Genomic DNA, 13432 nt, shown 5'->3' with positions numbered 1-13432 from the left:
CGGACAGTCCCTTCTCCCTTCAGGGAGAGGGGGCCGCACGGCATGCTCGGACGTTTCGGCGTCAGCCGGTGCGTCTGGAAAGCCCCCGCTACAAATTCCTTTGCTCGCGAACGGATTCCCCGGCGGCTGCGGTGCCATGCGGTTCGCGAGCAAGCTCGCTCCTACGAAAGGCACAGAATGCGCAGATCCAGCAGGGAGGCACGCATTCCCCGCAGGCACGGACAGTCCCCTCTCCCTTCAGGGAGAGGGTTAGGGAGAGGGTTGCGGGCTCCCAGATGAACTCCGTGCGTTCGGCTGACTCCGTCCCCTCTCCCCAGCCCTCTCCCTGAAGGGCGAGGGGGCCGTTCGGCAGGCTTGGATGTTTCGGAGTTAGCCGGACGTTATCCCGAGGGCGTGGGGACTAGCCCGCTACAAATTCCTTACAGCTTTTTACATCTTCGATCCCGCCGTTCAACGCGACCTTACATCCCCTTCGAATAATCCGGCGGTATCCGTGCCACGAGCCACGGCCTCTGACTGATTGGAGATAACAACAATGATCCAACGTAGAGTTCCGCTTCGCCGCGCCCGCCGTTCAGCGGGGGTGCGCCATGTCTGATTCGAAGATCCAGCTCACCCGCGCGCTCAAGAGCCGCCACATCTTCATGCTGTCCCTCGGCGGGGTGATCGGCACCGGGCTGTTCATGGGCGCCGGCGTCACCATCAACCAGGGCGGCCCGGCCGGCGCCGTGCTGGCCTACCTGGTGGCTGGCCTGCTGATGTATCTGGTGATGGTCTGCCTGGGCGAGCTGTCGGTGCAGATGCCCGTCTCCGGCTCCTTCCAGGCCCACGCCACGCGCTTCATCGGCCCGGCCACCGGGTTCATGATCGGCTGGGTGTACTGGATGAGCTGGGCCTCCACCGTCGGCCTGGAATTCACCGCCGCCGGCATGCTGATGACGCGCTGGTTCCCCGAAGTGCCGATCTGGCTCTGGTCGGGCTTCTTCGTGGTCGTGCTGTTCTCCCTCAACGCCCTGGCCACCCGCGCCTTCGGCGAGGCCGAGTACTGGTTCGCCGGGATCAAGGTGGCGGCCATCCTCGCCTTCATCATCGTCGGCGTGCTGGTGATCTTCGGCGGCATCCACCTGAACGACGGCGCACCGGCCCCCATGCTGAACAACCTGGTCGGCGACAGCCTGTTCCCCAACGGCCTGTCGGCGGTGTTCGCGGTGATGATGACGGTGGTCTACGCCTTCCAGGGCTGCGAGATCATGGGCGTGGCCGCCGGCGAGACCGACCAGCCGGAGAAGAGCATCCCCCGCGCCGTGCGCAACGTGGTGTTCCGCGTGCTGATCTTCTACGTGCTGGCGATCATCGTGCTGGCCGCCATCGTCCCCTGGCAGCAGGCCGGGCTGGTGGAAAGCCCGTTCGTGCAGGTGTTCGACATGGTCGGCATCCCCTACGCGGCGGACCTGATGAACTTCGTCATCCTCACCGCCATCCTCTCGGTGGGCAACTCCGGCCTGTACGCCTCCACGCGCATCCTCTGGGCCATGTCCAAGACCGGCATGGCGCCCAAGGGCCTGTCCAAACTCAGTTCCCGCGGCGTACCGCTGTACGCGCTGCTGATCAGCCTGGCCTTCGCCCTGCTCTCGCTGCTGACCAGCGTGGTCGCCGCCGACACCCTGTTCATGGTGCTGATGGCGGTGAGCGGCATGTCCGGCACCGTGACCTGGATCGTCATCGCCTACGCTCAGTACCGTTTCCGCCGCGAACACATGGCCAAGGGCGGCACGGTGTCCGACCTGAAATACGCCGCGCCGCTGTTCCCGCTGATCCCCCTGGCCTGCATCGCCATCTGCTGCTCGCTGTTCGTGTTCCTCGCCATGGACCCGACCCAGCGCCCGTCGCTGTACTGGGGCTTCGGCTTCATCGCCGCCTGCTACCTGGCCTACTACGTGCTCAAGCGCAAGCGCCCGCAGGGGGTCAGCGAGGCGGTGCCCAGTATCGGCTGAACCCACGAAGCCCCGCCCCGCGGGGCTTTTCGCTTTTCGGCTTCTCGTAGGAGCGAGCTTGCTCGCGAACGGATTTCCCGGCGGCTCCGCTGCCATGCGGTTCGCGAGCAAGCTCGCTCCTACGAAGAGCCCGCAGGGCCGTTTGTTCGAAGTTGTAACAGACTCTCCCGCCACTCCCCCGCGAATCCCCACAGCCCCCGCACCGCGCGGCCTTCCCGCCGTCCGGCGGGGCGTTACAAGCCCCCCGAACGGGTGCATTGCCGTCTTGTTGAACACTTGTTTAGTATGGTGGCCAACACCGCCCTCATGCGACAACAACAACGAGGCCAGCATGACTCACGCATCCCCGCTCAGCCGGGTCCAGGACGGCATCGCCTGGATCACCCTGAACCGCCCCGAACAGCGCAACGCGCTGGACGTTCCCACGCTGAAGAACCTGCACGCGCTGCTCGACGCCTACGCCGTCGACCCGGCCGTGCGCGTCATCGTGCTGACCGGCGAGGGCCGCAGCTTCTGCGCCGGCGCCGACCTCGCCGAATGGGCCGAGGCCGAAGCCCGTGGCGAGCTGGAGACCTACGGCTGGACCGAAACCGCCCACGCCCTGATGACCCGCCTGCACGGTCTGGACAAGCCGACCATCGCCGCGGTCAACGGCACCGCCGTCGGCGCCGGCATGGACCTCACCCTGTGCTGCGACTTCCGCATCGCCGGCGCCTTGGCGCGCTTCAAGGCCGGCTACACCGGCATGGCCTACTGCCCGGACGCCGGCGCCAGCTGGCACCTGCCGCGGCTGATCGGCAGCGAAGCGGCCAAGCGCCTGCTGTTCCTCGACGAACTGTGGAACGCCGAGCGCGCGCTGAACGCCGGGCTGGTCGGCGAAGTGGTCGCCGATGACCAACTGCAGGCCCAGGTCGGCGAATTCGCCGCGCGCCTGGCCGCCGGCCCGACCTTCGCCTTCGCCCAGACCAAGCGCCTGATCCGAGACGGCGCCAACCGCACGCTGGCCCAGCAACTGGAGGCCGAGCAGGCCGCCGGGCTGCTCTGCGGCCGCAGCGAGGACGCCGCCGAAGCCCTGCGCGCCGTGGCCGAGAAACGTTCCCCCCAATTCCAAGGCCGTTGAGCGGCGAGGTATTCCCCATGGATTTCAAACTGACCCAGGAACAGGAAATGCTCGTCGAGGCGGTCAAGGCCTTCGTCGAGAAAGAGCTGCTGCCCCACGAGGAAGAAGTCGACCGCGCCGACGCGGTGTCGCCGGAACTCGCCGCGCAGATTCGCGGCAAGGCGCTGGCCGCCGGCTTCTACGCCTTCAACATGCCCGAGGAAGTCGGCGGCGGCGGCCTCGACTACCTGTCCCAGGCGCTGGTCGAGCGCGAGCTGTCCAAGGTCTCCTGGGCGCTGCACGTGTTCGTCGCTCGGCCGTCGAAAATCCTCATGGCCTGCAAGGGCCAGCAGGTGCAGGACTACCTGCTGCCCTGCGTGAACGGCGAGAAGATCGACTGCTTCGCCCTCACCGAGCCGGGCGCCGGCTCCGACGCCAACTCGATCAAGACCCGCGCCGTGCGCGACGGTGACGACTTCGTGATCAACGGCGCCAAGCACTTCATCAGCCACGCCGGCCACGCCGACTTCGCCATCGTCTTCGCCGTCACCGACAGCTACGAGCGCAACGGCAAGAAGCGCAACGCCGTGACCGCCTTCCTGGTCGACAAGGGCACCGCCGGCATGACCGTGCGCCGCGGCCCGAAATGCGTCAGCAACAAGGGCTACCACACCTACGAAATCTTCTTCGACGACTGCCGCGTGCCGGCCTCCAAGGTCCTCGGCGAAGTCGACAAGGGCTGGGAAGTGGCCAACGCCTGGCTCACCGCCGGCCGCGTGATGGTCGCCGCCAACTGCGTCGGCCAGGCCCAGCGCGCCATGGACCTGGCCCTGCAATGGTCGGCCGACCGCAAGCAGTTCGGCCAGGCCATCGGCAGCTACCAGGGCATTTCCTTCAAGCTGGCCGACATGGCCACGCAGATCCGCGCCGCCGAGCTGATGACCCTGCACACCGCGTGGAAGATGGACCAGGGCAGCATGACCGACGGCGAGGCCGGCATGGCCAAGCTGTTCGCCAGCGAAGTGCTCGGCAAGGTCGCCGACGAGACCGTGCAGATCTTCGGCGGCATGGGCCTGATGGACGAAGGCCCGGTGGAACGCATCTGGCGCAACGCGCGCATCGAGCGCATCTGGGAAGGCACCTCGGAAATCCAGCGCCACATCATCTCCCGCGAACTGCTGCGGCCGCTGCTGCGCTGAGGTCCGGACCATGCAACGCGAAAACCTCAAGCGCCTGCTGGCGCCCCGTCACCTGGCCTTCATCGGCGGCCGCAGCATGGCCCGCGCGCTCAAGCGTTGCGCCGAGGGCGGCTTCGCCGGGCCGCTGTGGCTGGTCAACCCGCAATACGACGAGCTGGAAGGCGTGCCCTGCGTGCGCAGCATCGCCGAGCTGCCCGAAGGCCCCGACGCGGTGTTCGTCGCCACCAACCGCGACCTGACCCTGAACGCGGTCGCCGAGCTGGCCGCCAAGGGCGCCGGCGGCGCCATCTGCTACGCCTCCGGCTTCGCCGAAACCGGCGCCGAAGGCCAGGCCCTGCAACAGCGCCTGCTCGATGTGGCCGGCGACATGGCCCTGCTCGGGCCCAACTGCTACGGCCTGCTCGACTACCTGCACGGCGCCGCGCTGTGGCCGGTGGCCCACGGCGGGCACATCGTCGAGAAGGGCGTGGCGGTGCTGACGCAGAGCGGCAACTTCGCCTACAACCTGTCGATGAGCGACCGCTCGCTGCCCATCGCCTACATGGCCTCGGTGGGCAACCAGGCGCAGCTGGGCGTGGCCGAGCTGATGGACGTGCTGCTCGACGAGCCGCGCGTCACCGCCATCGGCCTGCACCTGGAAGGCCTGAAGAACGTCCCCGGCTTCGCCCGCGCCGCCTACAAGGCGCTGCAGAAGGGCATCCCGGTGATCGCGCTGAAGACCGGCGTGTCGCAGATCGGCGCGGAACTGGCACTCAGCCACACCAGCTCGCTGGCTGGCTCCGACGCGCTGTACGACGCGCTCTTCGACCGCCTCGGGGTGATCCGCGTCAGCGGCCCGGTGAGCTTCATCGAAACCCTCAAGGCCGCCGCCTGCGGCAACCTGCCGGCTGGCCCGAGCCTGGCCGCGCTGGCCTGCTCCGGCGGCGACGCCGGGCTGATCGCCGACTACGCCGAACGCAACGGCCTGCCGCTGCCCAAGCTGGTCGACGCGCAGCGCGCCGAACTGGCCCAGGTGCTGCCGGACTACGCCAACATCGCCAACCCGCTGGACTTCACCACCGCCATCTGGGGCGACGGCCCGGCGCTGGAGCGGATGCTCGACAGCGCCCTGCGCACGCCGGCCGACGCGGCTCTGCTGGTGCTCGACTACCCCGGCGAGGAAACCGGCGAACGCCCGCAGTGCGACCTGTTGCTGGAACTGTATTGCGCAGCGCTGAAGCGCCACGACAAGGTCGGCTTCATCGCCTCGGCGCTGCCCGAACTGCTGCCGGCCCACGCCCGCGAACTGCTGCACGGCCACGGCGTGGCGGCGTTGCAGGGTGTGGAAGACGGCCTGGCCGCCTGGGGCCGCATCGCCCACTACCGCCAGCGCCGCGACGTACTGCTGGCGCGCGGCGAGGCGGCACTGGTGCCGCTGTGCCCGCAGGCCATCGACGGCCAGGGCCGGCTGCTCGACGAGTGGCAATCCAAGCAGGCACTGAAACCCTTCGGCCTGCCGCTGCCGGCCGCCGTGCTCAGCACCCCCGGCCAGGCCCGCGAAGCCGCTGCCGACCTGGGCTACCCGCTGGTGCTCAAGGCAGTCAGCGCCGAGTTGCCGCACAAGACCGAGGCCGGCGGCGTGGCGCTCAACCTGCGCAACGAAGCGGCCCTGGAAGCGGCGCTGTTCGACATGCGCGAGAACCTGGCGAAGCACGCACCGCAGCTGAAGTTCGAGCAAGTGCTGCTGGAACGCATGGCCAGCCCGCCGCTGGCCGAGCTGATCGTCGGCATCAAGCGCGAGGTCGGCTTCGGCCTGGCCCTGGTGCTGGGCGCCGGCGGCATCCTCGTCGAGCTGCTCAAGGACAGCCGCAGCCTGCTGCTGCCGACCACCGACGCGGCGATCCGCGACGCCCTCCTGGGCCTGCGCAGCGCACCGCTGCTCAGCGGCTTCCGCGGCCGCCCGGCGGTGGACATGGACAAGCTGGTGGACGCCATCCGCGCGGTCGCCGACTACGCATGCGAGCACGCCGACAGCCTGCTGGAACTGGACGTCAACCCGCTGCTGGTCAACGCCGAAGGCGCCGTGGCGGTGGATGCGCTCATACGGCTGGCCGACGCCTGAGGACCTGAAGGGGAACACGAACGCTCCCCTCTCCCTTCAGGGAGAGGGGCTGGGGGAGAGGGTGGCGGGCCGACGCACCGATGTGGCCGGCGAAGAGCCCCTCTCCCCAGCCCTCTCCCGCAAGCGGGAGAGGGGGCAAGAGCGCTACGGCGCGAACGGCGATCACACACGTCGCCGGACAGACGAGGATTTGCCCATGCAACAACAGAAGACCCTCACCGGCGGCCAGGCCCTGGTCCGCCTGCTGGCCAACTACGGCGTCGACACCGTGTTCGGCATCCCCGGCGTGCACACCCTGGAGCTGTACCGCGGCCTGCCCGGCAGCGGCATCCGCCACGTGCTGACGCGCCACGAGCAGGGCGCCGGCTTCATGGCCGACGGCTACGCCCGCGTCAGCGGCAAGCCCGGCGTGGCCTTCATCATCACCGGCCCGGGGGTGACCAACGCCGCCACCGCCATCGGCCAGGCCTACGCCGATTCCATCCCGCTGCTGGTGATCTCCAGCGTCAACCACACCGCCAGCCTGGGCAAGGGCTGGGGCTGCCTGCACGAGACCCAGGACCAGCGCGCCATGACCGCGCCGATCACCGCGTTCTCGGCGGTTGCCTTGACCCCGGAAGACCTGCCCGAGCTGATCGCCCGCGCCTACGCCGTGTTCGACAGCGAGCGTCCGCGCCCGGTGCACATCTCGGTGCCGCTGGACGTGCTCGCCGCGCCCATCGCCCGCGACTGGACCCACGAAGTGGTGCGCCGCGCCGGCCGTGGCCAGCCCGCCGCCGCCGCGCTGCGCCAGGCTGTGGATAAACTCGCCGCGGCCAAGCGGCCGATGATCATCGCCGGCGGCGGCGCGCTGCATGCCGCCGACGCCCTGGCCGCGCTCAGCGAGCGCCTGGCCGCGCCGCTGTTCACCAGCGTCGCCGGCAAGGGCCTGCTGGCCCCGGAAGCGCCGCTGTCCGCCGGCGCCACTCTGTGCACCCAGGCCGGCTGGGACATGATCGCCGAGGCCGACGTGGTGCTGGCCATCGGCACCGAGATGGCCGACACCGACTACTGGCGCGAGCGCCTGCCGCTGAACGGCGAACTGATCCGCGTCGACCTCGACTCGCGCAAGTTCAACGACTTCTACCCCAGCGCCGTGGCCCTGCTGGGCGATTCGAAAGCCACCGCAGAAGCGCTGCTCGCCGCGCTGCCGGTCGCCAAGCGCGACGCCGGCAGCGCCATCGACCGCGTCGCCCAGCTGCGCCAGCAACTCGATGCCAGCCACGCGCCGCTGCAGCTTATCCACAAGGCGATCCTCGAACGCATCGCCAAGGCGCTGCCGGCCAACGCCTTCATCGCCAGCGACATGACCCAGCTGGCCTACACCGCCAACTACCTGTACCCCAGTCAGGCGCCGCGCGGCTGGCTGCACCCCACCGGCTACGGCACCCTCGGCTACGGCGTGCCGGCCGGCATCGGCGCCAAGTTCGGCGCGCCGGAGCGCCCCGGCCTGGTGCTGGTGGGCGACGGCGGCTTCCTCTACACCGCGCAGGAACTGGCCACTGCCACCGAGGAGCTGGACAGCCCGCTGGTGGTGGTGCTGTGGAACAACGACGCCCTCGGGCAGATCCGCGACGACATGCTCGGCCTGGATATCGAGCCGGTCGGCGTGCTGCCGCGCAACCCGGACTTCGCCCTGCTCGGCCGCGCCTACGGCTGCGAGATGCGCCAGCCGCAGAGCCTGGACGAGCTGGAGCGCGACCTGCGCGAAGGCTTCGCCCACCCCGGCGTGACCCTGATCGAGCTGAAACACGCCTGCGCGAAGTAGGCCCCGTTGCACCCGCCGGGGCGCAGGCCCCGGCGCATTGAAGGACTCCCCGTCATGCGCTTCTCGAACCTCACCCAACGCATCGCCGGCGACGGCGCGGCCGCCTGGGACATCCACTACCGCGCCCTGGCGCGCCTGGAGCAGGGCGACGACATTCTGCTGCTGTCTGTGGGCGACCCCGACTTCGACACCCCGGCGCCCATCGTGCAGTCGGCCATCGACAGCCTGCTGGCCGGCAACACCCACTATTCCGACGTGCGCGGCAAGCGCAACCTGCGCGAGGCCATCGCCCGCCGCCACACGCAACGCAGCGGCCAGGCGGTGGACGCGAACGACGTCGTGGTGCTGGCCGGCGCGCAGTGCGCGCTCTACGCCGTGGCGCAGTGCGTGCTCAACCCGGGCGACGAGGTGATAGTCGCCGAGCCGATGTATGTCACCTACGAGGCGGTGTTCGGCGCCTGCGGGGCCAAGGTGGTGCCGGTGTCGGTGCGCTCCGAGCACGGCTTCCGCGTGCAGGCCGAGGACGTGGCGAAGCTGGTCACGCCGCGTACCCGCGCCATCGCCATCAACAGCCCGCACAACCCCTCCGGCGCCAGCCTGCCGCGCGCTACCTGGGAGGCGCTGGCCGAGCTGTGCATCGAACACGACCTGTGGATGATTTCCGACGAGGTCTACAGCGAACTGATCTTCGACGGTGAGCACATCAGCCCGGCCAGCCTGCCGGGCATGGCCGAGCGCACCGCGACCCTCAACAGCCTGTCCAAGTCCCACGCCATGACCGGCTGGCGGGTGGGCTGGGTAGTCGGCCCGCCGGCGCTCTGCGGCCACCTGGAAAACCTCGCGTTGTGCATGCTCTACGGCTCGCCGGACTTCGTCCAGGACGCCGCCTGCACCGCGCTGGAAGCCCAGCTGCCGGAGCTGGAAGCCATGCGCGAGGCCTACCGCCAGCGCCGCGACCTGGTGCTCGACTGCCTCGCCGATTGCGTCGGCCTGCGCGCGCTGCGCCCGGACGGCGGCATGTTCGTGATGGTCGACATCCGCCCCACCGGCCTCTCCGCCCAGGACTTCGCCGACCTGCTGCTGGACCGCCACGGCGTCTCGGTGCTGGCCGGCGAAGCCTTCGGCCCCAGCGCCGCCGGGCACATCCGCCTGGGCCTGGTGCTCGGCGCCGAGCCGCTGCGCGAAGCCTGCCGACGCATTGCCCTGTGCGCCGCCGAACTGCTCAAGGAGAAGCGCTATGCATGACCGCCTGCAGCTGTACATCGACGGCGCCTGGGTAGCGCCGCAAGGGCAGGGCCTGGCCGAGGTGCAGAACCCGGCCACGGAACAGACCATCGGCCGCGTGCCGCTGGGCGCCGAGGCCGACGTGAACCGCGCGGTGGAAGCCGCGCGGCGCGCCTTCCCGGCCTGGTCGCAAACACCTTCCAGCGTGCGCGCCGGCTACATCCGCGCCCTGGCCGAGCAGCTGCGGGCGCGCGCCGACGAGATGGCCGCGCTGATCACCGCCGAGCTGGGCATGCCGGTGCAGTGGTGCCGCATGGTCCAGGTCGACGGACCGATCGAGGGCCTGGAAAGCTACGCCCCGCTGGCCGCGCACATGGACGAGGTGCGCGAGGTCGGCAACTCGCTGGTGGTGAAGGAAGCGGTGGGCGTGTGCGCCTTCATCAACCCCTGGAACTACCCGCTGCACCAGCTCATCGGCAAGCTCGCCCCGGCCCTGGCCGCCGGCTGCACGGTGGTGGTCAAGCCGAGCCAGGACACCCCGCTGCACGCCTTCCTGCTGGCCGAGATGATCGACGCCATCGGCCTGCCGGCCGGCGTCTTCAACCTGGTCAGCGGCCCCGGCTCGAAAGTCGGCGAGGCGCTGGCGTGGCATCCGGACGTGGACATGGTCTCGTTCACCGGCTCGACCACGGCGGGCATCCGCGTTTCCGAAGCGGCGGCGCCGACGGTCAAGCGCGTGTGCCTGGAGCTGGGCGGCAAGTCGCCGTTCCTGATCACAGCCGACGCCGACCTGGCGGCCGCCGTGCGCCACGGCGTGCAGGACGTGATGATCAACTCCGGGCAGACTTGCACCGCGCTGACGCGCATGCTGCTGCCGGCCAGCCGCTACGCCGAGGCGCTGGAGATCGCCCGCGCCGAGACCGAGGCGCTGAAGCTGGGCGACCCGCTCGACGCCGACAGCTTCCTCGGCCCGATGTGCTCGGCCGGCCAGCGCCGTACCGTGCTGGATTACATCCGCATCGGCCAGGAGGAGGGCGCCCGCCTGCTCTGCGGCGGCGCGGAACGGCCCTTCGGCCTGGAGCGCGGCCACTACGTGCAGCCGACGCTGTTCGCCGACGTGAACAATTCGATGCGCATCGCCCGCGAGGAAATCTTCGGCCCGGTGCTGTGCCTGATCCCGTATGCCGACGAGGCCGAAGCGCTGCAGATCGCCAACGACTCGCCGTTCGGCCTGTCCAGCGCGGTCTGGGCCGGCGAGCGCGAGGATGGCCTGCGCCTCGCCCGGCAGATGCGCGCCGGCCAATGCTTCGTCAACGGCGGCGCGTTCAACTACCGCGCGCCCTTCGGCGGCTACAAGCAGTCCGGCAACGGCCGTGAGTGGGGCGAGGAGGGTTTGGCGGAGTTCGTCGAACACAAGGCCATTCAACTCTGAGCACCGTCTGAAGAGCGCCCTCTCCCCAGCCCTCTCCCGCAAGCGGGAGAGGGGGCAAAAGCGCTTCGGTGCTACCGGCGGGAGAGGGCGCTGCAGGATGAACACGAACGCCCCCTCTCCCTTCAGGGAGAGGGCTGGGGAGAGGGTGCTGAGCCAGTACGCCAATCCGCCAAGTAGCGCTTTTCTAGCCAGGAATCCACATGAACGTACTGATCATCCACGCCCACAACGAACCCCAGTCCTTCAGCACCGCGCTCTACCAACTGGCCGAGGAAACCCTCATGGGCCAGGGCCACGAAGTACAGGTCTCCGACCTCTACGCGATGAACTGGAACCCGGTGGCCAGCGCCGCCGACTTCGGCGCCCGCGCCAATCCGGACTACCTGGTCTACGCCCTGGAACAGCGCGAAGGCGCCAAGCACCAGACCATCGCCGCCGACATCCAGGCCGAGCTGGACAAGCTGCTCTGGGCGGACCTGGTGATCTTCAACTTCCCGATCTACTGGTTCTCCGCCCCGGCCATCCTCAAGGGCTGGTTCGACCGCGTGCTGGTCTCGGGCATCTGCTACGGCGGCAAGCGCTTCTACGACCAGGGCGGCCTGGCCGGCAAGAAGGCGCTGGTGACGGTGACCCTCGGCGGGCGCGACCACATGTTCGGCGAAGGCGCCATCCACGGCCCGCTGGAAGACATGCTGCGGCCGATCCTGCGCGGCACCCTGGCCTACACCGGCATGACCGTCCTGCCGCCCTTCGTCGCCTGGCACGTGCCCTACATCAGCAACGACGCGCGCCAGGACTTCCTGCGCCAGTACCAGGACCGCCTGCAGCATCTGGATCAGGACCAGCCCCTGGAATTCCCGCGCCTGGAACAGTTCGACGAACGCCTCTACCCGCTGCCGCGCTGAACGGCGCGTCGGCACCGTACTGAAACCTCGTCATTCCCGCGAACGCGCACTACTGTCCGGAATATTTATCGGGGAAAGTCTGGAGGGCTTGCGGGGGCTGAAGGCACGGGTTAAACCGTTGAGCGCCAACTCAACCTCACAGCCCCGCAAGATGTTCAGGATAAGCCGTTTTCACGATGTTCTAAAAGCGCTGCCTCGCGGCGTCTTCGATCGACTGGTCGCCGAACAAAACGCTGACAAGCACAGCAAGCGCTTTGGCTGCTGGGATCACCTGGTCGCCATGGTGTATGCCCAACTGGCCGGCGTGAGCAGCCTGCGAGCGCTTGAAACCCGCTTCAACAGCCATCCCCATCAGCACTATCACTTGGGTACGGGCCCGATCCGACGTTCCACCCTGGCCGACGCCAACGAACGCCGTAATACCGAGGTCTTCGCCCAGGCAGCGCACTACCTGATGGCGGGCGTCTGCCGGCAGTTACGCCGTGACGGGAAAGAACTGCTGTACCTGCTGGATTCCACCACGATCCCCCTCAAGGGCCCTGGCTTCGACGAATGGACGCTGTCCAATCGAACCCGCTCCCAGGGGCTGAAAGTCCATGTGCTGTATGCCGAGCAGGCGGCTGCGCCCGTGCACTGCAGCTTCAGCGCAGCCAACGTCAACGACGTTGATGAAGGCAGGAGGCTGAACATCGAACCGCAGGCCACCTACGTGTTTGACAAGGGTTATTACGACTTCAACTGGTGGGCGAGCCTGGATGCCCAGAAGGCCCGCTTCGTCACACGATTCAAGTCCAATGTGCAGCTCAAGGTCCTGGCTCAGCGCGAGATCCCCCAGCAAGACCGGGAAACGATCCTGCGAGACGAAGAGGTGAGTTTCTCCAACCGCAACCCAGGTGGCCGGCGGCGTAATCACTACACCCAGCCCCTGCGGCGGATCCTGGTGAACCGCCCAGGCGATGAGCCGCCTCTGAGCCTGGCGACCAACGACCTGAGTAGCCCGGCGGCAGAAATCGCCGAGCGCTACCGGGATCGCTGGCGGATCGAGCTGTTTTTCAAATGGATCAAGCAACACCTGAAGGTCAGGCGTTTCCTGGGCCGTAGCGAGAATGCCGTGCGCATCCAGATTCTCTGTGCGCTGATCAGCTATTTGCTGCTGAGTCTTTACCAACGCAGAACGGGAACGCAGCAGAGCCTGTGGATGTTGATGGTGGAGGTGCAGGCGACGTTGTTTCAGCGCCCTGGTCTAGAGGCCGAACGTTACCGACGACGACAGGAGCGAATGCGCGAAATCAACCTGCGTCAGGGGCAGCTGTTAATAGCATGAGGCGTGCCGGACAGCAGTGCGCGAACGCGGGAACCCAGTGGCTGATGTTCGCGGTGGAAGTCGCTGGTTCCCCGCGTTCGCGGGGATGACGGGATAGGGAAGCGGCGCTCCAGGGTTCGCGAGCAAGCTCGCTCCTACGGTTCGATGCACTCACCCCGAACGAAAAAAGGCGCACATCAATCAAGACGTGCGCCTTTGGAGGAAAAGGGCAGCCGCTGCAGCGGGGTATGCGCGGGGGAGTGTTGGCAAGCGGCTGGTGTGCCGGGTGCCAGACGATGGGCCTGATGGACCCATCGCTGCTGCAGCGACCTGGTTGCCACTATACCCGGCAACTGTCGCGGGAAAAT

Annotated in this window: 8 protein-coding genes and 1 pseudogene; all 9 read left to right on the top strand. The window is 68.4% G+C overall.

Annotated features, from left to right (window positions below; all coding sequences use genetic code 11):
* Window positions 1-590: 590 nt before the first annotated feature.
* The 9 genes and pseudogenes from M8R19_RS14955 to M8R19_RS14915 all read left to right on the top strand — a co-directional run bounded on the left by M8R19_RS14955 (window position 591) and on the right by M8R19_RS14915 (window position 13085).
* Window positions 591-1994, top strand: coding sequence for an amino acid permease (locus M8R19_RS14955; RefSeq protein ID WP_249918180.1), 1404 nt, complete (start codon window positions 591-593; stop codon window positions 1992-1994).
* Window positions 1995-2325: 331 nt separating this feature from the next.
* Window positions 2326-3114: an enoyl-CoA hydratase/isomerase family protein gene (locus M8R19_RS14950; RefSeq protein WP_249918179.1), complete on the top strand. Its 789-nt coding sequence runs from the start codon at window positions 2326-2328 to the stop codon at window positions 3112-3114.
* A gap of 17 nt (window positions 3115-3131) precedes the next feature.
* Window positions 3132-4292, top strand: coding sequence for an acyl-CoA dehydrogenase family protein (locus M8R19_RS14945; RefSeq protein WP_043269862.1), 1161 nt, complete (start codon window positions 3132-3134; stop codon window positions 4290-4292).
* A gap of 10 nt (window positions 4293-4302) precedes the next feature.
* The gene (locus tag M8R19_RS14940) at window positions 4303-6393 is read left to right on the top strand and encodes an acetate--CoA ligase family protein (RefSeq protein ID WP_249918178.1); all 2091 of its coding nucleotides are present in this window, start codon (window positions 4303-4305) and stop codon (window positions 6391-6393) included.
* Window positions 6394-6525: 132 nt separating this feature from the next.
* Window positions 6526-8200 (top strand): annotated as a pseudogene (locus M8R19_RS14935) (5-guanidino-2-oxopentanoate decarboxylase); the annotation flags it as partial.
* 54 nt (window positions 8201-8254) lie between these two features.
* Window positions 8255-9445 (top strand): pyridoxal phosphate-dependent aminotransferase, encoded by a 1191-nt coding sequence (locus M8R19_RS14930; protein ID WP_074980581.1) that lies wholly within the window; start codon window positions 8255-8257, stop codon window positions 9443-9445.
* Window positions 9438-10856: an aldehyde dehydrogenase family protein gene (locus M8R19_RS14925; RefSeq protein ID WP_249918177.1), complete on the top strand. Its 1419-nt coding sequence runs from the start codon at window positions 9438-9440 to the stop codon at window positions 10854-10856. The genes M8R19_RS14930 and M8R19_RS14925 overlap by 8 nt, the downstream gene beginning before the upstream one ends.
* A 200-nt stretch (window positions 10857-11056) precedes the next feature.
* Window positions 11057-11761, top strand: a complete 705-nt coding sequence (locus tag M8R19_RS14920) for an NAD(P)H-dependent oxidoreductase (RefSeq protein ID WP_249918176.1) — start codon at window positions 11057-11059, stop codon at window positions 11759-11761.
* A 151-nt stretch (window positions 11762-11912) separates the two neighbouring features.
* Window positions 11913-13085: an IS4 family transposase gene (locus M8R19_RS14915; protein ID WP_249918175.1), complete on the top strand. Its 1173-nt coding sequence runs from the start codon at window positions 11913-11915 to the stop codon at window positions 13083-13085.
* Window positions 13086-13432: the final 347 nt, after the last annotated feature.

Origin of the sequence: Pseudomonas sp. R3.Fl (genome assembly GCF_023516765.1) — a bacterium.
In the GTDB taxonomy this organism is placed as follows: domain Bacteria; phylum Pseudomonadota; class Gammaproteobacteria; order Pseudomonadales; family Pseudomonadaceae; genus Pseudomonas; species Pseudomonas citronellolis.
The sequence above is the reverse complement of the archived record's forward strand: the minus strand, read 5'-3'. Positions and strand labels throughout refer to the sequence as shown.